The organism is Microvirga sp. (assembly GCF_014699075.1).
Lineage (GTDB): Bacteria > Pseudomonadota > Alphaproteobacteria > Rhizobiales > Beijerinckiaceae > Microvirga.
Map to the genome: position 1 here is coordinate 90,361 of NZ_JACXAB010000010.1, position 22,062 is coordinate 112,422.

Here is a 22,062-nt window from a genome sequence, read left to right on the forward strand (position 1 = left end):
TGCCTTATGACGAAAGCGTGAGGTGCGGCTCCGTTTTCACAAGATTAACCAAATTCCCTGCAAGGTGCGGCGCATGAAGAATCTCCTTGCCCCCACTCTGTTCGTTCTCGCAGGCCTTGGCCTTGCCACCCCAGCCATGGCCCAGGCCGATTTCGGCTCATGCCTTGCCGGCCTGAGATCCCAGGCCGCCGCCAAGGGCATTTCCGGCCAGGCTTTCGATGTCGCGACCCGCGGCGTCACCCCGGATCTGACCATCCTTGACCTCATGAGCAACCAGCCGGAGTTCAAGACGCCGATCTGGGACTACCTCGCGGCCCTCGTCGACGAAGAGCGGGTGCAGGACGGCCGCACGGCCATGCGGCAATGGGGCCAGGCCCTGGCCTCGGCGGAGGCCCGCTTCGGCGTCGACCGCCACGCGATTGCCGGCGTCTGGGGCGTGGAGTCGAATTTCGGCAAGGATATCGGCGGCCGGCCGCTCGTGCAGTCGCTCTCGACGCTGGTCTGCTATGCGCCCCGCCGCAATGATTATTTCAAGGGCGAGCTGATGGCGACGCTCAAGATCGTGCAGGACGGGGACATCAACCCGGCAGCCTTGCGCGGCTCCTGGGCCGGCGCCTTCGGCCACACCCAGTTCATGCCCTCCACGTTCCAGCGCCTCGCCGTCGACGGCGACGGCGACGGGCGGCGCGACATCATGGCCTCCGTGCCGGATGCGGTGCATTCCACGGCCAACTTCCTCAAAAAAGCCGGCTGGGTGAATGGGTTGCCCTGGGGCTACGAGGTACGCCTGCCCGCAAACTTCAACGCTGGCCTTGCCGGACGCAAGAACAAGAAGCCGCTGAGCACCTGGGCCGCCATGGGCGTGCGCCGCGTCGATGGGCGTCCGCTCGAGGGTGGTTATGCTGCCGGCATCATCATCCCGGCGGGCGCGAACGGCCCGGCCTTCATCGTCACCAAGAATTTTGATGCGGTCTATTCCTACAACGCCGCCGAGTCCTATGGGCTCGCCATCGCGCTGCTCGGCGACCGCATGAAAGGCCTGCCCGGCATCCAGACCGCCTGGCCCACGGACGATCCGCCGCTGTCGCGCGCCCAGCGCCGCGAGCTGCAGACCCTCCTCACCGCCCGCGGCTACGATGTGGGCGAGCCGGACGGCAAGATCGGCTCCAAGACCCGCGAGGCCATCAAGGACGTGGAGCGCCGCATCGGCCTCGAGCCGCGCGGCCGGCCCGGCGGCAAGGTGCTGCAGGCCTTGAGAGGCTAAGGCTCTGCCAGCCATTCGCTGGTTGCGGTGGCGATGCGTTTGGAGTTGAACTGCTCCCATGCTCATCGCCATCCTCACCGACATCCACGGCAACCGCGAAGCGCTCTCCGCCTGCCTCGCCCACGCGCGCCTGCTCAAGGTCGACCGCTTCGTCTTCCTCGGCGATTATGTGGGCTATGGGGCCGATCCGGCCTGGGTCGTGGATACGATCAGGACCATGGTGGACCAAGGCGCCGTCGCGCTGCTGGGCAACCACGATGCGGCCATCGATGGCCCTGACGAGGACATGAACAGCACGGCCCGGCAGGCGATCCAGTGGACCCGCGGCCAGCTCGGGCCCGAGCAGCGCCGGTTCCTGGCCGATCTTCCGCTCATCCATGAGGACGGCAACGTCCTCTACGTCCATGCCAACGGCTATGCCCCGCGCAACTGGGACTACATGGACGGACCCATGGAGGCCATCCGCCACTTCTCCCGGGTCGAGGCGCACATCACCTTCTGCGGCCATGTGCATGTGCCCATGCTCTACCACATGAGCACCACCGCGAAGGTGGGCAGCTTCTCGCCGGTGGCCGACAACGACATCCCGCTGCTGCCGACCCGCACATGGCTTGCCGTCATCGGCGCCGTCGGGCAGCCGCGGGACGGGGTGGCGGCGGCGAACTACGCGGTCTTCGACACGGCCCGCCAGACCCTGCGCTATCTGCGCGTGCCCTATGACACGGCGACGGCCGCCCGCAAGGTGCGGGAGGCGGGCTTGCCTGAAAAGCTCGCGGTTCGTCTCGAACAGGGCCGCTGACGCATGCGTTGGCGTCTTGAGCCCGGCATGGTGATCAATGGTTTCACGCTGCAGGAGCACATCAGCACCGGCGGCATGGCGCTGGTCTGGACGGTGACCCGCGAGGATGATGCGACACCACTGATCATGAAGATCCCGCTGCTCCTCGACAGCGACGATCCTCTCCCCATCGTCTGTTTCGAGACCGAGCAGATGATCATGCCGCGCCTCACCGGGCCGCATGTGCCGCGTTTCGTGGCGGCCGGGCCCCTCGATCCCATGCCCTATATCGTCATGGAGCGGATTCCGGGCGAGTCCCTCAAAAGCCGCCTCGACGAGGTGCCTTTGCCCTGGGCTGAGGTGGTGGCGATCGGCGCGAAGGTGGCCAAGGCACTGCACGACCTGCATCTGCAGAAGGTCATCCATCTCGACATCAAGCCAAGCAACGTGATGATCCGCGAGACGGGCGAGATCGTGCTCATCGATTACGGGTTCGCCCGGCACGAGCAATTGCCCGATCTTCTGGCCGAGGAGTTCCGTGAGCCCTTCGGCACCACGCCCTACATGGCCCCCGAGCAGGTGCTGCAGGACCGAGCCGATCCGCGCAGCGACCTCTTCGCGCTCGGCGTGATGCTGTATTTTTTCGTCACCGGCGAGCGCCCCTTCGGCAACCCGCGCGGCGGACAGATTCGCAAGCGCCTGTGGCGCGATCCGGTGCCGCCGCGGGCGCTCAACCCCGATTGCCCGCCCTGGCTGCAGGAGATCATCCTGCGCTGCCTGGAGGTTCACCCGCAGGACCGTTATGCGACGGCTGCCCAGCTGGCGCTGGACCTGGACAACCCCGACCAGGTGAAGCTCACCGAGCGAGCCGATCGGCTGGCCCGGGACAGCGGGATGAAGACCTTCCGACGCTGGCTCAAGGCAAGGAAAGCGCAGCCGCTCGAGACGCCGAACATCGTCGGGCAGCTCTCCCGAGCGCCCATCGTGCTTGCCGCCGTCGATCTCTCCCCCGGCAGCGAGGATCTGGCCGAAGCCTTACGCCTGATGGTCCAGCGCATCCTGTCGCTCGAGACCGAGGCGCGCATCGCCTGCGTCAACATCCTGAAGACCTCGCGCATCGCCGTCGACATCCTGGAGGATGCGGAGGGCAACAGCCTCCACGTTCAGCGCCTCGTGCAGCTCAAGCACTGGGGCTCGTCCTTGGGAGTTCCGGAGGAGCGGATCTCCTACAGCGTGCTGGAGGCCCCCGATCCGGCGGCGGCGCTCGTGGATTACGCCCGCCACAACAATGTGGACCACATCGTGATCGGCGCGCGAGCGTCCTCGGCGCTCCGGCGCTACCTCGGGAGCGTCTCGTCCCAGGTGGTCGCGGAGGCGCCGTGCTCGGTGACGGTGGTGCGGACACCCAAGGACCGGCGCGCGCAGAACGGCTGACCGGCTTTTCTGTCCGCTCGGGGCGGCGGAGGCTTGCAGGCCATGGAAATCCGTTGCTACGCTTGCGGCGACATCAAGGGATCTTTCATGATGCGCCAGCTTCTTTCCTCCGGTTCTCCCATGGAGAAGGCTTACGGATATTCGCGCGCGGTTGTGCAGGATCCCTGGGTCTTCATGGCAGGCACGACCGGGTATGACTATGAGACCATGCAGATCCCGGACGACGTGGTGCAGCAGACGCGCAACTGCTGGCGGACGATCGAGCGCTTCCTCAAGGAGGCAGGGTCCAGCCTCAAGGATATCGTTCGCGTGACCTATTATGCGACCGAGACGGACGATGCCGAGGCCATTCTCGCAATCTGCGGGGAGGTCCTGCGCGATATCCGTCCGGCAACGTCCTTCCTGGTCGTCAAATCGCTTTTCCTCCCCGAGATGAAAATCGAGATCGAGGTCACGGCTTTGAAGGGCTCCGCCTAACGATCAACGCGATGAAAGCTTGCCAAGCGGCCTGTTCGGCATTTTAAGAACCCTGCATCCGATCACAGCAGAACAGGGGTCTTCCCATGGCAACGCACAAGCTTCTCCTTCTCCCCGGCGACGGCATCGGCCCGGAGGTCATGCGCGAGGTCGAGAAGATTGTAGGCTGGTTCCGCAAGCGCGGCGTGGGGTTCGAGACCGAGACCGATCTCGTCGGCGGCTCGGCCTATGACGCTCATGGAGCGGCGATCTCGGAAGATGCCATGAAGCTGGCTCAAGCGGCCGATGCGGTGCTTTTCGGCGCGGTCGGCGGCGCGAAATGGGACAGCGTGCCTTACGCGGTGCGCCCCGAGGCGGGCCTGCTGCGCCTGCGCAAGGATCTCGGCCTGTTCGCGAATCTTCGCCCGGCGATCTGCTACCCGGCGCTGGCCGATGCCTCCTCGCTCAAGCGCGAGGTGGTGGAAGGCCTCGACATCATGATCGTGCGCGAGCTCACCGGCGGCGTCTATTTCGGCGAGCCGAAGGAGATCGTGACCCTGGAGGACGGCTCCCAGCGTGCCGTCGACACCCAGATCTATCACACCCATGAGGTGGAGCGCATCACGCGTGTCGCCTTCGATCTTGCCAAGAAGCGCCGCAACAAGGTCTCGTCGGCGGAAAAATTCAATGTGATGAAGACCGGCGTGTTCTGGCGCCAGGTGGTCACGCGCGTCCACAAGGCGGAGTTCTCCGACGTCGAACTCGAGCATGTGCTCGCCGACAACTGCGCCATGCAGCTCGTGCGCTATCCCAAGCAGTTCGACGTGATCGTCACCGACAACCTCTTTGGCGATATCCTGTCGGATATTGCGGCGATGCTCACCGGCTCGCTCGGCATGCTGCCCTCCGCATCGCTCGGTGCCGAGGATCCGGCCACCGGCCAGCGCAAGGCGCTTTACGAACCGGTCCACGGCTCGGCGCCGGATATCGCCGGCAAGGGATTGGCTAATCCGATCGCGATGATCGGCTCCTTCGGCATGGCGCTGCGCTATTCCTTCGGTCTTCTCGACGAGGCGGATCGTCTCGACAAGGCCATCGCCAACGTGCTGGCCTCCGGCACCCGCACCAAGGACATCGCCGGCCCCGGCATGAACGCAGTGGGCACGCAGGATGTGGGCGATGCCATCGTCAAGGAACTGGAAGCTCTCGCGTAAAATGACAAAAGCCCGGATTGCTCCGGGGCTTTTTTACTCAGAGGCCTTAGCGAATCGACCCGGTCGAATCGATGTCCGAGAACGGGTTGCGCGCGCCCACGAATGGCCCGCCGATCGGATCGGGCAGGGAGCCCTCGCCGAAGCGGTCGCGCTGATGGCTCCAGGGCGGGTTCGCCACGGACGAGATCATCGGCGCCGTGACGTAGCGGTTGAGCGTGCCCGGCTGGGCCACGGGACCGGGATCGAGGAAGCTGCGGGGCTGCACGCGAAGAACGAGGGGACGGTCCTGAGCCTGCGCGTCCGCCACCATCGAGACGGTCGTGAGCGCAGCCAGGGAAGCCAGACCCAGAAGGGCGAAGCGGCGCATGGGTAAACCTCCAGGGGTGACGCCGGCTTGATGGGCCGGGCGCCGTCGATACGTGTGAAGACTGTCAGAACAAGCCAGCCTCGCTTAAATGGTTCCGTGAGGTCATGGTGTTCACTGCAAGGTGAGAAGGACAGCGTGCGATGGAGCACAAGCGCGAAGAGCGGGAAGGCCTTGAAGGCAAGGACGGCTTAAGCCTGCTGGGCGATGTGCCCCTCGTGGCCGAGACGCCCGAGGAGCTTCTCGATGATGAGACGACGCCGATCGCGCGTTTCTTCGTGCGCAACAACGGCCTGCTGCCGGAGCCGGTGATGGATGCGGACGGCTGGACCTTCACGGTTGACGGCGAGGTGGAGCACCCGCTGAGTCTGTCGCTCGCGGATCTCAAGAGCCGCTTCCCGCACAAAACCTTCCGCATGGTGCTCGAATGCGGCGGCAATGGCCGCTCGTTCTTCGAGCCGAAGGCCGAAGGCAATCCCTGGACCAACGGCGGCGTCGGCTGCGCGGAATGGACGGGCGTGTCCCTGGCCGACGTGCTGCGCGAGGCGGGTCTGAAGGAGAGCGCACTCTTCACCGGCCATTTCGGTGCCGATCCCGACAAGCATGGTAGCCGCGAGCATCAGGCCATGTCCCGCGGCGTGCCCATCGCCAAGGCCCTGGAGGAGCACACGCTTCTGGTCTGGGGCATGAACGGCGAGCCGCTGCCCTTCATCCATGGCGGTCCCTTGCGCCTCGTCGTGCCGGGGTGGCCCGGATCGTTGAGCCAGAAATGGCTCAAGCGCATCTGGGTTCGCGACCGGGAGCATGACGGGCCGGGTATGACAGGCTTGTCCTATCGCCTGCCGGTCCGCCCCCTGGCGCCGGGCTCGGACGGCAGGGACGTGGAGAACCGCATCATCGAATCGATGCCGGTGCGCAGCATCGTCACGGCACCGGCCGATGGCAGCCGTTATCCGGCGGGCACACGCAGTCTCGCCATTCGCGGCGCGGCCTGGGCGGGAGACGACGCGGTGGCGCGGGTCGAGGTGACCCTCGACGGCGGCGCGACCTGGACCGAGGCCGCGATGACGCCGCCGCGCAACCGCTACGACTGGACACGCTGGCAGGTGTCACTCGCCCTGCCTGAGGATGGATTTTACGAGATCTTTGCCCGTGCCACAGACTCGACAGGGCGGGCGCAGCCCTTCCGCGCCGCGAACTGGAATCCGAACGGCTATGGCTGCAACGTCATGCACCGGGTGGCGGTTACGGTCGGGCCGGAGGTTTGACGGAGACGGAGGCCGTGCGGGCAACAGGGCCGCAAGCCTCGGTCCGGCTGCGTTCGGCCTTGGCGAAGACCGCCTTGAGGGATGGGCTTGAGCCGCCGGCCAGTGTCATCCCGTCGATGAAGCACGCCAGCTGCGCATCGTCGGGCGTGGAAGATCCGCAGAGCCAGCCCTGGAAGCTGAATTCTGTCTCCGCATCCGCAAACCGGAAGGCCTGACAGGCCTGCTCGCCCTTGGCCGCAAGAGTCAGGGGAGCGGCCTCGAGGGTGCCGAACTTCGTCGCCACCGACCGGCCCTGGCCCTGATGCGCCACGGCCAGGCCCGCACGGGCGGCCCGGCGCACGATGTCGATGTAGAAGCTGCCCGCCGTCTCAGGCGCACCCTGCACGAGGGAGACCTGGGCGTAACGGAAGTCGCCGAAGCGACCGAGGACGAGGGTATCCTCCCGCGCGCCGTTCGTGTGCTGGCGCGCCTCCGTGGTGACGGGACCCGGAGCGCCCGTAAGAGCATAGGGAGCCGGGGCGGCCGGGACCGGTTTCCAGGCCGGTGCGGGCGCGACCAGGACGGAAGAGGGCACCGTCTTCTCGCGCTCGGTCGGGCGGCGGGCCGGCTCCAGCTGCAGGGCCAGATAGGCAAGCCCTGCGATACTGCAGACGGACATCAGGATCACCCGCAGCCAGGATGGCCCCTTACGCCTCAGGCGACGGGCCGGGCGCTCCTCGACCCAGTCGGCGAGATCATCCTCGTCCCATTCGGCATAGCCTGCCCTCGGCATCGCGCCACCACTCACGTCGACGGATCACGTCATCACCATGTTCTACCGTGACACTGGCCAGGGTTCGAAAGGTTTTGCTAAGCAAGGTAAACCAAAGCTTGAAGCGCTGAGCTCCGATGCCCGAGACTGCTGTCCGCCTTGCCAATTTCGAAGACGCGGCCGATATCGCGGCGCTGATCCGCGCCTTGGATCTGCACTATGTCGGCCCTGAGGTCGCGCAGCCCCTTGAGCCTACGCTGGTCATGGTCGAGCGTTCGATGCGCGAACAGGAGGGCACCCGCTATGCCCTTGCCTACCGGGATGGGCGCCCGGTGGGCCTCGCCTGCTTCGCCGTGCTGCGGCCCGGCTTCAAGCTGTCGGGGCTTCTCTTCGTCAAGGAACTCTTCGTCGAGAGGGAGGTCCGGGGCCAGGCGGTGGGGCTGGTGCTGATGCGCTGGCTGGCGGATCATGCCCGGGCGCAGGGCCTCACCCGCATCGACCTCACCACGGATGGCACCAACACGGGCGCTCAGGCGTTCTACGAGCGCCTCGGGGCCGAGCGAATGAACAAGGTCTTCTACCGCTTCAATCTCTCGACCGATGTGCTGACGGGCGATTGACCGCGCGAGCCCAAGGAAACGCTTGACGAAAGCGTGTCTTTGGTGTGTTTGTGGCGGGATCAAAGCCGCAACCAGGCTTTGGATGGACGATGGCAATGGCGCTGCTCACCCACACGACGAGCAAAACGAAAACCGCCACGACGGCTGTGAAAACAGCCGAATAAGCCTCGTCGTCCCCGGTCCTCTCTCCCACGGGGCGAGAGGCAGCACCCGAGCAGGGTTTTCAAGATCTCCGGGGAGAGCCACAATAGGAGAAGTCATATGGGTTTCAAGATCGCCGTCGTCGGTGCGACCGGCAATGTGGGCCGCGAGATGCTGAGCATCCTTGCCGAGCGGGCCTTCCCGGCCGATGAGGTGGTGGCGCTGGCCTCCCGCCGCAGCCAGGGGTCGGAAGTCTCCTTCGGCGACCGGACGCTCAAGACAAAGACCCTCGACACCTATGACTTCTCCGACGTCGATATCTGCCTCATGTCCGCCGGCGGCGAGGTCTCCAAGGAATGGTCGCCGAAGATCGCAGCCCAGGGCGCCGTCGTGATCGACAACTCCTCCGCGTGGCGTTACGACCAGGACGTGCCGCTCGTGGTGCCCGAGGTGAATGCCGAGGCCCTGCGCGACATGAAGAAGGGCATCATCGCCAACCCGAACTGCTCGACGGCGCAGCTCGTGGTGGCCCTCAAGCCGCTCCATGACCGCGCCACCATCAAGCGCGTGGTGGTGGCTACCTACCAGTCCGTTTCCGGCGCCGGCAAGGACGGCATGGACGAGCTCGACCGCCAGACCAAGGCGCTCTATTCGCTGCAGGACGTGCAGGAGAAGAAGTTCCCCAAGCGCATCGCCTTCAACCTGATCCCGCACATCGACACGTTCATGGAGGACGGGTACACGAAGGAAGAGTGGAAGATGATGGTCGAGACAAAGAAGATTCTCGACCCGAAAATCAAGCTCACCGCCACCTGCGTGCGCGTGCCGGTCTTCATCAGCCACTCGGAAGCCGTGAACGTGGAGTTCGAGAACCCGATCTCCGCCGACGAGGCCCGCGACATCCTGCGGTCGTCGCCCGGTGTCATGGTTGTCGATAAGCGCGAGCCCGGCGGCTACATCACCCCGCACGAGGCCGCCGGCGAAGACGCCACCTACATCTCCCGCATCCGCGAGGACATTACGGTGGAGAACGGCCTGTCGTTCTGGTGCGTGTCCGACAACCTACGCAAGGGCGCGGCGCTCAACGCGATTCAGATTGCAGAGTCCATGGTCAATCGTGGCCTGCTGAAGCCGAAGAAGCAGGCGGCGTAAGCAGCTCACTCATCACAATGAAAAGGCCGCCTCCGGGCGGCCTTTTTGCTTCCAGCATCAGATGGCGGTCAAGCGGTCCCGGACAAGGCTTCGCGATAGCTGAAGAAGTCGAAATCCGCCGGGAATGCGCGCCCGGTCATGTCGTGCGCGGCCATGCCCACGAAGGCTCCCGTGAAGGAACCGTGGGCGCCTGGTCCCGCCTCGTCGGACAGGATGCTGGCATCGAGAACCGGGCCGACCGGATTCCAGGTTACGCCGTCCTTGGACCAGCGGAATTGCAGCTCCGCCAGGCGCACATCGACGCCGAGATGAATCGGACCCTCCGGCAGGAGCAGGTCGCTCTCCAGGGCATAGGTCATCAACGCGTCGGGATGATCCCCGAGGCATGAGATGACCTGCAGCACGCGCCGTCCGTCGTCATCGGCGGACACTGCCAGGTAATGGAAGCGGGCGCGGTCGTAGTAGCAGATCAGGCCTGCCAGCTGCTGGTAGGTTTCAGGCTGGAACTCCAGCGATGTTTCGGCCGAGTAGACCCAGGAGGTCTGGCGGCGGGCCACCAGGGCCTGCTCGAACCAGCTGCCGATCGACTCGCGTCCATAGAGGCGCAAAAAGCCCGGGCGCGCCGAGAGCGAGAAGATCCGCCCCGGCTCCGGCGTCCGCAGCCACTGGAACGGGGAGGGCAGTTCGGCCTCGTCGAAATCGTGGCGCTCGGGCTCCGGCGGGAACGGATGCGGCGGAAGATCCGGCCCTTCGATCTGGAGCGCGGGCACCTGCCCGCCATGGGCTAGGTGGAGCCAGCCGTCCTCGCCCCAGACCACCCGCTGGATGGCCGTCTCGCGGCCCAGAGGCGAGCGCCGAGTTCCCAGCAGGGGGCGGCTGCACAGATGGGTGTGGAACACCTCCCCGGTGGACGTCTCCACATAGAAGCCGTGGCCTGCGCGCTGGAGCGGCGCGTCCGGCGCGTCCTTGCTGGTGATGAGATGGGTGTTGGGGTGAAGCTCGTAAGGTCCGTCGATGGTTTTTGAGCGCGCCATCGTGACCGCATGGTTGTAGGCGGTGCCGCCTTCGGCCACGGTCAGGTAATACCAGCCGTTGCGCTTCCAGAGATGCGGCCCTTCGACGAGACCGAGCGGAGAGCCCTTGAAGATGTTCTTGATCGGGCCGACGAGGCGCTGCTCCGTCGGCGAGTACTCCTGCAGCAGGATGCCGTCGAAGGAGCTGCGGCGGCGGCGATGATCCCACACCATATTGACGAACCACTTGCGGCCGTCATCGTCGTGGAACAGCGACGGGTCGAAGCCCGAGGAATTCATATAGCTGGGGTCGGACCACGGACCCTCGATGGACGGTGCGGTGACCAGATAATTGTGCGTGTCCTTGAAGTTGCCGAGGCGCCGCTTCACGTCGGTGTAGATCAGCCAGAACAGGCCATCCGCATAGGTGAGCGCCGGCGCCCAGACGCCGCAGCTGTCCGGGTTGCCCCGCATGTCGAGCTGGGATTGGCGGTTCAGCGGACGGCCAGCCAGTCGCCAGTTCACCAGATCGCGCGAGTGGTGGATCTGCACGCCCGGATACCATTCGAAGGTCGAGGTTGCGATGTAGTAATCGTCGCCGACCCGGCAGAAGGCCGGGTCCGGGTTGAAGCCCGGCAGGATGGGGTTGCGAATGATGGCCATGGATCTTTCCGGGGAACCAACGGAAGGGCGAGAAACCGTGTGAGCGGCCGAGAGATCCTAGCCTTTGACCTCGCGGGCGGAAAACATCGACACGCGTTCCGGCATGTCTTCCACGGCTGGCCTGAACTCGCCGGTCTCGGGATCGCGCACCATCAGCACGCCGCTGGCGACGCCGAAATAAGCGCCGTGGAGCTGCAGCTTGCCGCGCTCCACCAGGATACGCACGCACGGGAACGTCATCAGGTTTTTCAGGCTGTTCTCGATGGCGGCGAGCTCCAGCCGCGGCAGATATTCTTCCAGGTTGCCGTCATGGGGCCCCAGCCGCTCGCCGGCGGGCTTGATCAGGTTCATCCAGCGGCCGATGAAATCGCCCGGGGAGAGCGGGGCGGTCTCGTCGGCAAAGGCGCGCACGCCGCCGCAGCGGGCATGGCCCAGCACCACGATGTGCTTCACGCGCAGCGCCTGCACGGCGAATTCGAGGGCCGCGGAGGTGCCGTGATAATCGCCGCCGGTCTCGTAGGGCGGCACGAGGTTCGCCACGTTGCGCACCACGAACAGCTCGCCGGGGCTCGCGTCGAAGATGACTTCGGGCGACACGCGGCTGTCGCAGCAGCCGATCACCATCACCTCCGGCGACTGGCCTTTTTCCGCAAGCGCCTCGAAGCGGTTCTTCTCGCGCGGGAAGCGCTCGTCGAGAAACGCGCGATAGCCGTCGGTCAGGCGAACTGGGAACATGGGGTCACTCCTATCGTCAGGGACTTATAGGTCGCCGGTCCGCAAGCCTCAACGGGGTCGAGGCGGTCAAAAGTGGTCGGAGCGGATGACCTGCACGTCGGAGATGGTGACGATGCCGATATGACGGGCCACCACCGCATAGACCTCGTCGAGAACGGGATCGAGCCGGGCCGGGTCGGTGATGCAGATCACCATCATCATGCGGCCCGCATCGCCCGCGAGCCCTTCGCTGCTCCAGAGGCCGTCATGGCCGCGGCCGGCGAGGGCGGGCACCACCGTGTAGCCCGTCACCTGGGCGCGGTCGAGACGATCCAGGAGCCGCCGGAGAGCCGGATATTCGACGACGATCTCGATGCGCTTCTTCGGATGGGTCTGCATGATCGTTTCCTCCGCGAGAGCGCTACTCTGCCACGAGACCGGCCAGGGCCAGATAGAGGGGGATCCCAAGGGACAGATTGAACGGAAAAGTCACCCCGAGCGAGAGGGTGAGATAGATGGCGGGCTTCGCCTCCGGCAAGGCGAGACGCATGGCGGCCGGAACTGCGATGTAGGAAGCCGAAGCTGCGAGCGTCACGAACAGGGCAGCTCCCCCTAAGGAGAGCCCCAGCGGCCAGATGGCGAGGGTGGCGAGCGCTGCGCTGATCAGCGGCATGACGATGCCGAAGCCCAGCACCGGCGCCGAGAGATGGCGCGCGCCCTCGCGCATGCCGCGCCCCGCCACGAGGCCCATGTCGAGCAGGAACAGGCACAGCACGCCGCGGAACGGATCGACGATGAAGGGTGCAATCATCCCTAGGCCCTTGGGACCGGTGGCCCAGCCGATGAGGAATGAGCCCACCAGCATCACCACCGAGCCGTTGAGGCCGACCTCATGCAGAAGAGGCCCAAGCCCCTCGTTTCCGTTCCTCGTCGGCTGTCTACTGCGGGCGAGCAGCAGCGCGGAGAGAATGGCGGGTGTTTCCATCACGGCCGCCACGGCGACGATGTAGCCCTCGAAGGGCAGGTTCTGCCCGCGCACGATCTCGGTCGCGGCAATGAAGGTGACGATGGAGATCGAGCCGTAATGGGCCGCCACCGCGGCCGCATCCATCGTGGAGAGGCCGGAGACCGCACGCAGGATCATGAAGCCGATGACCGGCAGGGCGAAGGACAGGGCGATTCCCACTCCCATCACGCCGATCATGCGAAGGGTGATGCCGTTGGCCGCCACCTCCACCCCGCCCTTGAAGCCGATGGAGAGCATCAGGTAGAGCGCGAGCGTCTTGGCCACCGCCTCGGGCACCGTGAGGTCCGAGCGTGCGAGCGCTGCGGCCAATCCCAGGGCGAAGAACAGCACCATGGGCGACAGCAGATTTTGGGCGGCGAGGTTGACAAGACTCACGGCAACAAACCCGTATGTGCGGAGAGAGGGATTAGGACAGAGAAGCCTCTGGCATCATGCCGTCAGTTCCGCCAGGCGCACGAGCTCCACATTGGCCCCGCAGAGCAGCACGCCGACGCGCTCACCCGGCTGGGGCGTGTAGGCACCTGACATCAGCGCGGCCAGCGCCGCCGCGCCGCCGGGCTCGGACGCGATGCGGTAGTCGCGCCAGAGCAGCCTTTGCGCGTCGCGGATGGCCGCATCGGTGACCAGCGCCACGTGATCGACGCTCTCACGGCAGACCTCGTAGACCAGATCGCCGGTGTTCTTGGCGCCGAGCGAATCGGCCGCCACCGAATCGATCTCCACGTCGACCGGGCCGCCGGCTTCAAGCGCTGCATGGAGCGCCCGCGAGCCTTCCGGCTCCACGCCCACCACCTTCACGCGGCCGGCCCACCAGCTCGCGACACCGCTGATGAGGCCGCCGCCGCCCACCGCGATGAGCACCGTGTCGAGGGCAGGGCCGTCCTGCTCCCATTCCAGCGCCGCCGTGCCCTGGCCGATCATGGTGCTTTCCGCAGCAAAAGGATGGATGCGCAGGGCGCCCGATTCCGCAACGAAGCGGTCGCAGGCTTCCTGGGCGTCGGCGTAGCGTGCGCCGCCGATCACCACCTCGGCGCCGTGCGAGCGGATGACCGCGATCTTCGCGGGGCTCGAGATCTCCGGCACGAAGATGCGGGCCTTCACGCCGAGCCGGCTCGCCGCATAGGCCACAGCGGCTCCATGGTTTCCGCCGGAGGCTGCCGCCACGCCGGCGGACGGCACCTCCTGCGACAGGAGAGCGTTGAAGGCGCCGCGCGTCTTAAACGAGCCGGCGTGCTGCAGGAACTCGAGCTTCAGGCTCACCGGCCCGTCATGGCCGAAGGCATTTCCCAAGTGCAGGACCGGGGTGCGGCGCACGTACGGGGCGATGCGGGCATGGGCGGTTTCGATCTCGGCGCGGGTGATGGTCATGAGCTGCGCAGCGTCCAGATGGCGACCGGCAGGCCTTGGGCGTCGCGGCCGAGCGGGTCGGGAAAGGGTTGTCCTCCACCTCTCGCGATATCCAGCGCCACGGTCAACCCCGCGAGCGCATCGAGCAGATCGTCCTGCGCCGCTCCGCGCGGCGGCGATGCGTGGATCAAGCCCTCGGGCAGGAGACCGGACCGGCTGAGAAGCCCGCGCCGCAGGGCCATCCCCGGCCCATAGGGCGTGCCCTTGACCTTCTTCGGCTGTTCGAGAGCCTGACGGCCGTTCAGCGCCCAGAACGCGAGTTCCGGATGCACTTCGTAGACGCGCGTCGTCAGGTCGGGCCGGGCGCGCAGCAGGGCGTCGATCTCGCGGATCTTGGGAAAGATCGCAAAGCCCTGGCGCGAGACTTTCCGGGGCGGCTCGGAGGTGGCGGCTGCGATTGCGCAGGCGTCCCCATAATCCTCTGCCTCCACGGCGCGGCGCGAGGGAATGGCGAAGACGGAGGATTGCCGCTGCCCGAGGAGCGGACGGATCAGCTGCTCCGGCAACCGCCCCGAGCCTTGGGTTGTCTCGGGCAGGCCGATGGGCATGTCGACGGCGATGACGGCGGGCTGCTCCGGGGCATCCGCGATGGCGGCAAACGCCGGAGCCGTCATGATGCGGTGGGTGTGCGGATCGTCCACACGCATCAGCACCGCGATCCACCCGGCCCGGCAGCCATCGACTCCTGCAACCCACATTCGTGTCTCCTCCACCTGTCATCCCCGGCGAGCCGCAGGCGAGGGAAGGGGATCCACCCGCACGCTTAGCGCTACGGATTCCCTTCCCCTCCGCTGACGCTCCGGCCGGGAATGACACTGTTCTTCAACCTCGGCCACGATTAAAACCAGTCTGCCGTTTTAAGGAAAAGCCATGACCGCCATCCGCCCGCGCCGCAGCGCGCTCTACATGCCGGGCTCCAACGCCAGAGCCATCGAGAAGGCGAAGACGCTGCCCACGGATGTTGTGATCTTCGACCTCGAGGACGCGGTGGCGCCGGACGTGAAGGCTGTAGCGCGCGAGCAGGTCTGCGCGGCGGTGCAGGCCGGCGGCTACGGGAGACGCGAGCTGGTGATTCGCATCAACGCCCTTGAGACACCCTGGGGCGAGGCGGATCTCGCGGCGGCCGTGGCGGCGGCGCCCGACGCGATCCTTGTGCCGAAGGTGTCGGCGGCGGAGACGCTCGCGGCTGTGGGCCTGCGCCTGCGCCGCTTAGGTGGCGCGGAGCGCACCCGGGTCTGGGCCATGATCGAGACGCCGCTTGCGATCCTGAATGCGGAATCGATTGCCAGTGCAGCCCGCGATGTGGACACGCGGCTCGACTGCCTTGTGATGGGCACGAACGATCTCGCCAAGGACACCCGCACACGGCTGCTGCCGGGACGGGCCGCGATGCTGCCCTGGCTCATGACGGCGCTTGCCGCCGCACGCGCCCATGGCATCGACATTCTCGACGGGGTCTACAACAATCTCTCCGATGCGGAGGGCTTCCGCACCGAGTGCGAGCAGGGCCGCGATGGCGGCTTCGACGGCAAGACGCTGATCCACCCGGATCAGATCGCCGCCGCCAACGAGATTTTCGCGCCGTCAACGGAGGAGGTGGAGAGCGCCCGCGCCATCGTGGCGGCCTTCGACCAGCCGGAGAATGCAGGCAAGGGCGCAATCAATCTCAACGGTCGCATGGTCGAGCGGCTGCATGCGGAGATGGCGCGGCGCGTGCTGGCATTGGCGCAGGTGATAGCGGAACGCACTTAAGCGTCATCCCGGACGAAGCGCAGCGTAGATCCGGGATCGTTGGACGAGTGTGGCACTACTAGCCCTCCTCCCCCTTTTGGGGAGGAGTTGGAGGTGGGGGTGCCGGCGCCACGTTCTGACATCTTGGCGCTCACACCCCCACCTTGGCCCTCCCCACAAGGGGGAGGGAAAATACGCGCTCTATCCTGCACCCGATCCCGGATCGGCTACGCCGTCCGGGATGACACTTCATGAAGAGACTAATCCCCCAGCGGCCGCGCCTCTTCCGGCAGCATGATCGGGATGCCGTCGCGGATCGGGTAGGCGAGCTTGGCGCGGCGGCTGATCAGCTCCTGGCGGGCCGCATCGTATTCCAGCGTTTCCTTGGTGAGCGGGCAGACGAGCAGCTCCAGGAGCTTGGGGTCGATCCGCGTCGCCTCCACGGCCTGGGGCGTCTCGGGTGTATCGGGAACCATCGTCGAAATTCCTATTGCAGGGTCGAGTCGGAGCCGGCGCTGCTGCGGGCCAGCTCGATCTCGGTGAGGGCGATGAGCACCTCCGCCCGTGACTTGAGATCGGGCGCTTCCAGCAGCGCCTGCTTCTCGCGGATCCCGAACGGGCTCATCATGCACAGCGCGTTCACGAGAGCCTCGTTGGGCGCCTCCTCGATGCCGCGCCAATCGACCTTCACATGCACGGCGTCGACGAAGTCGCGCAGAGCCTTCACCACGCCGGCGCGGTCGACCTCGGTCTCGCCGGCACGGGCCGTGAAGTCGGGCGTGAAGGGCTCGAAACTCACGCGGCAGCGGCGGAAGAGATCGATCGGCGGCAGCTCCTCCTCGATGCGGAAGCGCGCGACGCCGATCAGCGTGATCAGATAGCGTCCGTCGCCGGTCTCAGCGAATTGGGTGATGCGGCCGGCGCAGCCGACCTTGTAGAGCTTCGGCGCCGTCGCGTTGGGGTCATTGTCCGCGTCGGGCTGGACCATGCCGATGATGCGATCGGTTTTCAGCGCCTCATCCACCATCGCGAGATAGCGCGGCTCGAAGATGTTGAGCGGCATCTGCCCGCGCGGAAGAAGAAGCGCGCCGGGAAGGGGAAAGACCGGGATGACCGACGGGCAATCCTCCGGCCCTCGGTATACCGCGTTCATTCCCATTCCGATCTCCCCAAACTTGGGCGCGTCAGGAGAACAGGAGCGAGGAGAGCCTCCGCCGCCCTGCCAGCGTCATCTCGTCCATCGGGCCCCAGGCCTCGAAGAACTGAACGAGCTGCTTGCGCGCGCCGTCCTCGTTCCAATTGCGGTCGCGCCGGACGATTTCAAGGAGGTGATCGACAGCTTCTCCACGCCGCCCGCGGCCGTTCAACCCGATGGCGAGATCGAACCGCGCCTGATGGTCGCTGGGATCGGTCTCGACTTGGCGCTGGAGATCCGCGAGATCGCCGAGCGAGCCTGCCTGCTCGGCGAGTTCGATGGCCGCGCGGGCGCCGGCGATGGCCGGGTCGCCCGCCTTCGCCTGAGGCGCCATGGCGAGGAAGCGCTTGGCGCCTTCGAGATCGCCCACCTCCACATGAAGCTTCACGAGGGCGGCGAGCGCCGCGACATTCTCGGGATCCTGCGAGAGCACGGCAGCGTAGAGCTCGGCGGCTCCACCCATGTCGCCGGCGGCCGCCAGCTGGTCGGCCTCGGCCAGGATCTCCTCAACGGCGCTGGGGCCGAGCGGGCCCACCAGGCGCTCGATGAAGCCCTTGATCTGGCTTTCCGGCAGGGCGCCCATGAAGCCGTCCACCGGCTGGCCGCGCTGGAAGGCGAAGACCGCGGGAATCGATTGCACGCCGAGCTGGCCGGCGATCTGCGGATGCTCGTCGATGTTCATCTTCACGAGCTTCACTTTGCCGCCGGCGGCGCGCACGGCCTTTTCCAGGATCGGCGTCAGCTGCTTGCAGGGGCCGCACCAGGGCGCCCAGAAATCCACCAGCACCGGCTGCTGCATGGACTCGGCTAGCACGTCCTGGCGGAATGCCGCCGTGGTGGTGTCCTTCACCAGATCATCGGAGGGGGCGGGGTTGTCGGAGAGCATGCGATCCTCGAATCGAGAGAAGAACTTCCCTTAGATGGCCTTAGATGGGAGCTTAAGCGTTGTCTGGCAATTCCGCCGGCGGCTCCGGCAGGCGGAGAATGAGGGGGTCATGTCCCGTGGCGCGCAGGAACGCGACCAGATCCTCCCGCGACACCCCGGTGGTCATGGAATTGATGAGCGGATGGAAGTTCACCCGCTCGTGCTCCATGAGGTTGGCGTCGAGCACCATGGTGACCTTGCCGTCTGTGTCGTTCACCACCGCGAAGGCCGTGACGGAGCCGGGCTCCACCCCGAGCAGAGCGCGCAGCTGCTCGGCGGAGCCGAAGGACAGGCGGCCGGAGGCGCCGAGAACCTCGTGGGTGCGCTTGAGGTCGATGGCCGTGTCGTGCTTGGCGGAGATCAGGAAGAACCGCCCCTTCTTGTCCTTCACGAACAGGTTCTTGGAGTGGGCTCCCGGAATGCGTTCCTTGACGGAAGCCGACTCGGCCACCGTGAACACGGGCTCATGCTCCGTCGTCTCGGCCTGGATGCCGAGTTCCTGAAGGCGCTCCAAGAGTTCTTGCGGGGAGAGATGGACCAAGGCAGTTCTCCGAAAACCTGCTGCGCTTCTAGCGACCGGATGAAGCAGGCTCAAGGGCTCGTCCGAAAAGATCGCCAAGACCCTCTTGCAATGCGCCTCGTTTTGGGGCACATCAACGGCCTCGCAACGATGCCTCACGCATCGCGGAGCGCGGGTGTAGCTCAGGGGTAGAGCACAACCTTGCCAAGGTTGGGGTCGAGGGTTCGAATCCCTTCGCCCGCTCCAATTTCCGGAAACCCACCGGAACCACAAGAACCGCCTTCGGGCGGTTTTTTGTTGCCTGATCGAGACTTGCTCAATCCGTCCGTTTCGACAGGGGCAGAGAAATCGGCAGCGCATGGGACCGCTTCACCTGACCCAGGGCGAAGCTCGATTCGATCGACGCCACGCCGTCCAGGCGCGTCAGCTTGTCCTTGAGAAAGCGCTCGTAGGATTCGAGATCGCTCACCACGATCCGCAGCAGATAATCCCGCTGCCCGGTCATCAGGTAGCAATCGACCACCTCGGGCCAGCGGGCAACCGCCTGCGAGAAGCGGTCGAGATCGTCCTCCCGTTGCCGCTCCAGCTTCACCGAGGCGAAGACGCTGATCGGCAGCCCGACCTTGGCTTGGTCGATCACCGCCACATAGCCCTTCACGACTCCGGCCTCCTCCAGGAGGCGCACGCGCCGCGCGCAGGGGGAGGGGGACAAGCCAACCCGGTCTGCGATCTCCTGGGCGGTCATGCGGCCGTCCGCCTGCAACGCAGCGAGGATGCGGCGGTCAATATCGTCAAGCTTGCGATCTGCCATGATTCACCAAGAAGCGGCACATGATTGGTGAATCGAGTTAAAACATTCATCGCCATAGTGCCAATTTGATCTCGCCAGCCAAACGGACCGCATTAGACTTGTCCCAAGAAAAGGGAGGGACCCCATGGCTGACGCACGGCACCTGAGCATCTTGAAGGAACTCGAGCGCAAGGTGCTCTGGCTCTCCACCTGGACGATCCACAACGCCAATCACCTGCGCGCCAACGAGGACGGGATGAAGATCGGCGGGCATCAGGCCTCCTCCGCGTCCCTCTCAACCATCCTGGCGGCGCTCTACTTCTCGGTGCTGCGCCCCGAGGACCGGGTGGCGGTGAAGCCCCATGCCAGCCCAGTCTACCACGCGATCCAGTATCTCTTCGGCCGGCAGACCCGCGAGAAGCTCGAAAACTTCCGCGGCTACAAGGGCGCGCAGTCCTATCCCTCCCGCACCAAGGACATCGACGACGTGGATTTCTCCACCGGCTCGGTGGGCTTAGGGGTCGCCCAGACGCTGTTTGCCAGCCTCGTGCAGGATTACGTGAAGGCCCATGGCTGGATGAAGGATGCTCCTGAGGGCCGCATGATCTCGCTGGTGGGCGATGCGGAGATGGACGAGGGCAACATCTTCGAGGCCCTGCTCGAGGGCTGGAAACACGGCATCCGCAACACGTGGTGGATCATCGACTACAACCGCCAGAGCCTGGACGCGGTGATTCGCGAGGGCCTGTGGCAGCGCTTCGAGGCGCTGTTCCGCAATTTCGGCTGGGACGTGGTGGTGCTCAAGCACGGCTCCCTCATGCAGGCGGCCTTCAAGGAGCCCGGCGGCGAGAAACTGCGCGATTGGATCGATTCCTGCCCGAACCAGCTCTATTCGGCTCTGACGTATCAAGGCGGTGCCGCGTGGCGCAAGCGCCTGCTCGACGATCTGGGCGACCAGGGGCCGGTGACCCGCCTCATCGAGAAGCGTTCGGACGAGGAACTCGCCGAACTCATGGCCAATCTCGGCGGCCATGACCTGCCGAGCCTGCTCGACGCGTTCGAGAAGGCTCGGCAGCACGACCGGCCGGTCTGCTTCCTGGCGTACACCATCAAGGGTTTCGGGCTGCCGCTCGCCGGCCACAAGGACAACCATTCCGGCATGCTGACGCCCTCCCAGATGGAGGCTTGGCAGAAGACGCAAGGGGTTCGCCCCGGCCATGAATGGGACAAGTTCGAGGGGCTAAAGGTGCCGCAGGCCGAGGTCGAGCGCTTCCTGAGCGCGGTCCCGTTCATCCAGAAGGGCACCCGCTGCTATACGGCGCCCCAGGTGCCGGTGCCGGAAAAGCTCGCCTTCCCGGCCAATCCGGCCATGTCGACCCAGCAGGGATTCGGGTTCATCCTCAACGAGCTGGCGCGCTCGGACAATCCGCTCGCCTCGCGCATCGTCACCACGGCGCCGGACGTGACGGTCTCGACCAATCTCGGCGCCTGGGTGAACCGGCGCGGGCTCTATGCCCGCGAGAGCCTGGTCGACACCTTCAAGAAGGAGCGGATTCCCTCCACCTATAACTGGGAATTCTCGCCATCCGGCCAGCATATCGAACTCGGCATCGCCGAGATGAACCTGTTCATCGTGCTCTCGGCCTTGGGCCTCTCGCACTCCCTCTTCGGCGAGCGCATCCTGCCCATCGGCACCCTCTACGACCCGTTCATCTATCGCGGTGCCGACGCCCTGAACTATGCCTGCTACCAGGATGCCCGCTTCATGATCGTCGCCACGCCGTCCGGCGTGACGCTGGCCCCGGAGGGCGGTGCGCACCAGTCCATCGGCACGCCGCTGGTCGGCATGGCGCAGGATGGGCTGGCCTCCTTCGAGCCGGCCTTCGTGGACGAGTTGGCCGTCATCATGCGCTGGGCCTTCGACTACATGCAGCGCGAGGGCGGCGAGCCCGACGAGCGGACCTGGCTGCGCGACGAGACCGGCGGCTCGGTTTATCTGCGCCTGTCCACCCGCAACTTGGAGCAGCCGCAGCGCGAGATGACACCGGAGCTCGCCGACGACATCAGGGCCGGCGCCTATTGGCTGCGCAAGCCCGGGCCGAACGCTCAAGTGGTCGTTGCCTATACGGGCGCGGTGGCGCCGGAGGCCATTGAGGCGGTGGGCCTCATGGCCGAGGACCGGCGCGACATCGGGCTCTTGGCCATCACCTCGGCCGACCGGCTCAATGCGGGCTGGACGGCGGCGCAGCGCGCCCGCGAGCGCGGCCTCGTTCATGCCCGCTCCCACGTGGAGCGCCTGCTCGGCGACGTGCCGCCCCATTGCGGTCTGGTGACGGTGATCGACGGCCATCCGGCGACGCTCGCCTGGATGGGTTCCGTCATGGGCCACCGCACCCGCTCGCTCGGCGTGGAGCATTTCGGCCAGACCGGCACGGTCAAGGACCTCTACCGCCATTTCGGCATCGACGCGCAGGGCATCATCGCGGCCGCCGAGATGATCGCGCCGGGCCGGCCCATGCGCCACCTGCGGGCGGTGTAGCGGGAATAGGGTCAGGACGGATCGGCTCTCGCGGATCGGCAACTTGTGCCGGTCGCGAACCGCCTGCGCGCTCACGGGTGCGCAGGGGGAGGCAGG

The 22,062-nt window shown here is 66.1% G+C and carries 23 protein-coding genes and 1 tRNA gene; 11 read left to right on the forward strand and 13 right to left on the reverse strand.

Going from position 1 to position 22,062, the window contains the following annotated elements:
* The first annotated feature begins 73 nt into the window (after positions 1–73).
* The 5 genes from IC232_RS16255 to leuB all read left to right on the forward strand — a co-directional run bounded on the left by IC232_RS16255 (position 74) and on the right by leuB (position 5,146).
* Positions 74–1,264, forward strand: a complete 1,191-nt coding sequence (locus tag IC232_RS16255; protein WP_190846033.1) for a lytic murein transglycosylase — start codon at positions 74–76, stop codon at positions 1,262–1,264.
* A 58-nt stretch (positions 1,265–1,322) separates the two neighbouring features.
* On the forward strand, positions 1,323–2,063 hold the full coding sequence (locus IC232_RS16260) for a metallophosphoesterase family protein (protein WP_190846034.1): 741 nt from the start codon (positions 1,323–1,325) through the stop codon (positions 2,061–2,063).
* Positions 2,064–2,066: 3 nt separating this feature from the next.
* Positions 2,067–3,476 (forward strand): serine/threonine protein kinase, encoded by a 1,410-nt coding sequence (locus tag IC232_RS16265; protein ID WP_190846035.1) that lies wholly within the window; start codon positions 2,067–2,069, stop codon positions 3,474–3,476.
* Between the two features lie 87 nt (positions 3,477–3,563).
* Positions 3,564–3,953 carry a RidA family protein gene (locus IC232_RS16270; protein WP_190846036.1) on the forward strand — a complete coding sequence of 130 codons (390 nt, stop codon included), beginning with the start codon at positions 3,564–3,566 and terminating at the stop codon, positions 3,951–3,953.
* A gap of 86 nt (positions 3,954–4,039) precedes the next feature.
* Positions 4,040–5,146: a 3-isopropylmalate dehydrogenase gene (gene leuB / locus IC232_RS16275; RefSeq protein ID WP_190846037.1), complete on the forward strand. Its 1,107-nt coding sequence runs from the start codon at positions 4,040–4,042 to the stop codon at positions 5,144–5,146.
* Between the two features lie 46 nt (positions 5,147–5,192).
* Here leuB and IC232_RS16280 read toward each other — a convergent pair whose 3' ends face one another.
* Positions 5,193–5,513 (reverse strand): hypothetical protein, encoded by a 321-nt coding sequence (locus tag IC232_RS16280; RefSeq protein ID WP_190846038.1) that lies wholly within the window; start codon positions 5,511–5,513, stop codon positions 5,193–5,195.
* 140 nt (positions 5,514–5,653) lie between these two features.
* Between IC232_RS16280 and IC232_RS16285 the strand changes: the two genes are divergently transcribed.
* Positions 5,654–6,778, forward strand: coding sequence for a sulfite oxidase (locus IC232_RS16285; protein WP_190846039.1), 1,125 nt, complete (start codon positions 5,654–5,656; stop codon positions 6,776–6,778).
* Here the strand turns inward: IC232_RS16285 and IC232_RS16290 are convergent.
* Positions 6,756–7,550, reverse strand: coding sequence for a hypothetical protein (locus IC232_RS16290; protein ID WP_190846040.1), 795 nt, complete (start codon positions 7,548–7,550; stop codon positions 6,756–6,758). The genes IC232_RS16285 and IC232_RS16290 overlap by 23 nt on opposite strands.
* Before the next feature lie 116 nt (positions 7,551–7,666).
* Between IC232_RS16290 and IC232_RS16295 the strand changes: the two genes are divergently transcribed.
* Both IC232_RS16295 and IC232_RS16300 read left to right on the forward strand, forming a co-directional pair.
* Positions 7,667–8,149 (forward strand): GNAT family N-acetyltransferase, encoded by a 483-nt coding sequence (locus IC232_RS16295; protein WP_190846041.1) that lies wholly within the window; start codon positions 7,667–7,669, stop codon positions 8,147–8,149.
* 261 nt (positions 8,150–8,410) lie between these two features.
* Entirely contained in the window at positions 8,411–9,442 is a 1,032-nt protein-coding gene (locus IC232_RS16300; protein WP_190846042.1) for an aspartate-semialdehyde dehydrogenase, read from the forward strand.
* Positions 9,443–9,510: 68 nt separating this feature from the next.
* Here the strand turns inward: IC232_RS16300 and IC232_RS16305 are convergent, their stop codons facing one another.
* The 6 genes from IC232_RS16305 to IC232_RS16330 all read right to left on the reverse strand — a co-directional run bounded on the left by IC232_RS16305 (position 9,511) and on the right by IC232_RS16330 (position 14,964).
* Positions 9,511–11,118 carry a glycoside hydrolase family 43 protein gene (locus tag IC232_RS16305; RefSeq protein ID WP_190846043.1) on the reverse strand — a complete coding sequence of 536 codons (1,608 nt, stop codon included), beginning with the start codon at positions 11,116–11,118 and terminating at the stop codon, positions 9,511–9,513.
* 57 nt (positions 11,119–11,175) lie between these two features.
* Positions 11,176–11,853: a carbonic anhydrase gene (locus IC232_RS16310; protein WP_190846044.1), complete on the reverse strand. Its 678-nt coding sequence runs from the start codon at positions 11,851–11,853 to the stop codon at positions 11,176–11,178.
* A gap of 66 nt (positions 11,854–11,919) precedes the next feature.
* On the reverse strand, positions 11,920–12,231 hold the full coding sequence (locus IC232_RS16315; protein WP_190846045.1) for a DUF190 domain-containing protein: 312 nt from the start codon (positions 12,229–12,231) through the stop codon (positions 11,920–11,922).
* A gap of 22 nt (positions 12,232–12,253) precedes the next feature.
* On the reverse strand, positions 12,254–13,234 hold the full coding sequence (locus IC232_RS16320; RefSeq protein ID WP_312895181.1) for a sodium-dependent bicarbonate transport family permease: 981 nt from the start codon (positions 13,232–13,234) through the stop codon (positions 12,254–12,256).
* A gap of 54 nt (positions 13,235–13,288) precedes the next feature.
* Positions 13,289–14,227, reverse strand: coding sequence for a threonine/serine dehydratase (locus IC232_RS16325; protein ID WP_190846046.1), 939 nt, complete (start codon positions 14,225–14,227; stop codon positions 13,289–13,291).
* Positions 14,224–14,964, reverse strand: coding sequence for a DUF429 domain-containing protein (locus IC232_RS16330; protein WP_190846047.1), 741 nt, complete (start codon positions 14,962–14,964; stop codon positions 14,224–14,226). Before IC232_RS16330 ends, IC232_RS16325 begins: the two co-directional genes overlap by 4 nt.
* A 172-nt stretch (positions 14,965–15,136) precedes the next feature.
* Here IC232_RS16330 and IC232_RS16335 point away from each other — a divergent pair, with 172 nt between their 5' ends.
* Complete coding sequence (locus IC232_RS16335; RefSeq protein ID WP_190846048.1) at positions 15,137–16,018, forward strand: HpcH/HpaI aldolase/citrate lyase family protein; 882 nt, start codon at positions 15,137–15,139, stop codon at positions 16,016–16,018.
* 239 nt (positions 16,019–16,257) lie between these two features.
* Here IC232_RS16335 and IC232_RS16340 read toward each other — a convergent pair whose 3' ends face one another.
* From IC232_RS16340 to IC232_RS16355, 4 genes are read right to left on the reverse strand one after another with little or no spacing between them, the layout of a single operon-like run.
* The gene (locus IC232_RS16340) at positions 16,258–16,473 is read right to left on the reverse strand and encodes a Trm112 family protein (RefSeq protein ID WP_190846049.1); all 216 of its coding nucleotides are present in this window, start codon (positions 16,471–16,473) and stop codon (positions 16,258–16,260) included.
* 11 nt (positions 16,474–16,484) lie between these two features.
* A complete protein-coding gene (locus tag IC232_RS16345; protein ID WP_190846050.1) occupies positions 16,485–17,156 on the reverse strand; it encodes an LON peptidase substrate-binding domain-containing protein in 672 nt (223 codons plus the stop codon).
* Between the two features lie 25 nt (positions 17,157–17,181).
* Positions 17,182–18,078 (reverse strand): thioredoxin, encoded by an 897-nt coding sequence (gene trxA, locus IC232_RS16350; RefSeq protein WP_190846051.1) that lies wholly within the window; start codon positions 18,076–18,078, stop codon positions 17,182–17,184.
* Between the two features lie 52 nt (positions 18,079–18,130).
* Complete coding sequence (locus IC232_RS16355) at positions 18,131–18,658, reverse strand: prolyl-tRNA synthetase associated domain-containing protein (RefSeq protein ID WP_190846052.1); 528 nt, start codon at positions 18,656–18,658, stop codon at positions 18,131–18,133.
* Positions 18,659–18,808: 150 nt separating this feature from the next.
* Between IC232_RS16355 and IC232_RS16360 the strand changes: the two genes are divergently transcribed.
* Positions 18,809–18,883: transfer RNA gene (locus tag IC232_RS16360), tRNA-Gly, on the forward strand.
* Positions 18,884–18,953: 70 nt separating this feature from the next.
* Here the strand turns inward: IC232_RS16360 and IC232_RS16365 are convergent.
* Entirely contained in the window at positions 18,954–19,448 is a 495-nt protein-coding gene (locus tag IC232_RS16365; RefSeq protein ID WP_190846053.1) for an Lrp/AsnC family transcriptional regulator, read from the reverse strand.
* Between the two features lie 124 nt (positions 19,449–19,572).
* Here IC232_RS16365 and IC232_RS16370 point away from each other — a divergent pair, with 124 nt between their 5' ends.
* On the forward strand, positions 19,573–21,966 hold the full coding sequence (locus IC232_RS16370) for a transketolase-like TK C-terminal-containing protein (protein WP_190846054.1): 2,394 nt from the start codon (positions 19,573–19,575) through the stop codon (positions 21,964–21,966).
* Positions 21,967–22,062 lie beyond the last annotated feature (96 nt).

Excerpts from the sequence above, each read along its gene's own strand:
- IC232_RS16305 (WP_190846043.1), bottom strand. The coding sequence starts at position 11,118 with ATGGCCATCATTCGCAACCCCATCCTGCCGGGCTTCAACCCGGACCCG.
- leuB (WP_190846037.1), top strand. The coding sequence starts at position 4,040 with ATGGCAACGCACAAGCTTCTCCTTCTCCCCGGCGACGGCATCGGCCCG.
- IC232_RS16325 (WP_190846046.1), bottom strand. The coding sequence starts at position 14,227 with ATGACCATCACCCGCGCCGAGATCGAAACCGCCCATGCCCGCATCGCC.
- trxA (WP_190846051.1), bottom strand. The coding sequence starts at position 18,078 with ATGCTCTCCGACAACCCCGCCCCCTCCGATGATCTGGTGAAGGACACC.
- IC232_RS16365 (WP_190846053.1), bottom strand. The coding sequence starts at position 19,448 with ATGGCAGATCGCAAGCTTGACGATATTGACCGCCGCATCCTCGCTGCG.
- IC232_RS16330 (WP_190846047.1), bottom strand. The coding sequence starts at position 14,964 with ATGTGGGTTGCAGGAGTCGATGGCTGCCGGGCCGGGTGGATCGCGGTG.
- IC232_RS16280 (WP_190846038.1), bottom strand. The coding sequence starts at position 5,513 with ATGCGCCGCTTCGCCCTTCTGGGTCTGGCTTCCCTGGCTGCGCTCACG.
- IC232_RS16335 (WP_190846048.1), top strand. The coding sequence starts at position 15,137 with ATGACCGCCATCCGCCCGCGCCGCAGCGCGCTCTACATGCCGGGCTCC.
- IC232_RS16270 (WP_190846036.1), top strand. The coding sequence starts at position 3,564 with ATGATGCGCCAGCTTCTTTCCTCCGGTTCTCCCATGGAGAAGGCTTAC.
- IC232_RS16290 (WP_190846040.1), bottom strand. The coding sequence starts at position 7,550 with ATGCCGAGGGCAGGCTATGCCGAATGGGACGAGGATGATCTCGCCGAC.
- IC232_RS16265 (WP_190846035.1), top strand. The coding sequence starts at position 2,067 with ATGCGTTGGCGTCTTGAGCCCGGCATGGTGATCAATGGTTTCACGCTG.
- IC232_RS16340 (WP_190846049.1), bottom strand. The coding sequence starts at position 16,473 with ATGGTTCCCGATACACCCGAGACGCCCCAGGCCGTGGAGGCGACGCGG.
- IC232_RS16300 (WP_190846042.1), top strand. The coding sequence starts at position 8,411 with ATGGGTTTCAAGATCGCCGTCGTCGGTGCGACCGGCAATGTGGGCCGC.
- IC232_RS16370 (WP_190846054.1), top strand. The coding sequence starts at position 19,573 with ATGGCTGACGCACGGCACCTGAGCATCTTGAAGGAACTCGAGCGCAAG.
- IC232_RS16310 (WP_190846044.1), bottom strand. The coding sequence starts at position 11,853 with ATGTTCCCAGTTCGCCTGACCGACGGCTATCGCGCGTTTCTCGACGAG.
- IC232_RS16295 (WP_190846041.1), top strand. The coding sequence starts at position 7,667 with ATGCCCGAGACTGCTGTCCGCCTTGCCAATTTCGAAGACGCGGCCGAT.
- IC232_RS16255 (WP_190846033.1), top strand. The coding sequence starts at position 74 with ATGAAGAATCTCCTTGCCCCCACTCTGTTCGTTCTCGCAGGCCTTGGC.
- IC232_RS16285 (WP_190846039.1), top strand. The coding sequence starts at position 5,654 with ATGGAGCACAAGCGCGAAGAGCGGGAAGGCCTTGAAGGCAAGGACGGC.
- IC232_RS16345 (WP_190846050.1), bottom strand. The coding sequence starts at position 17,156 with ATGGGAATGAACGCGGTATACCGAGGGCCGGAGGATTGCCCGTCGGTC.
- IC232_RS16315 (WP_190846045.1), bottom strand. The coding sequence starts at position 12,231 with ATGCAGACCCATCCGAAGAAGCGCATCGAGATCGTCGTCGAATATCCG.
- IC232_RS16260 (WP_190846034.1), top strand. The coding sequence starts at position 1,323 with ATGCTCATCGCCATCCTCACCGACATCCACGGCAACCGCGAAGCGCTC.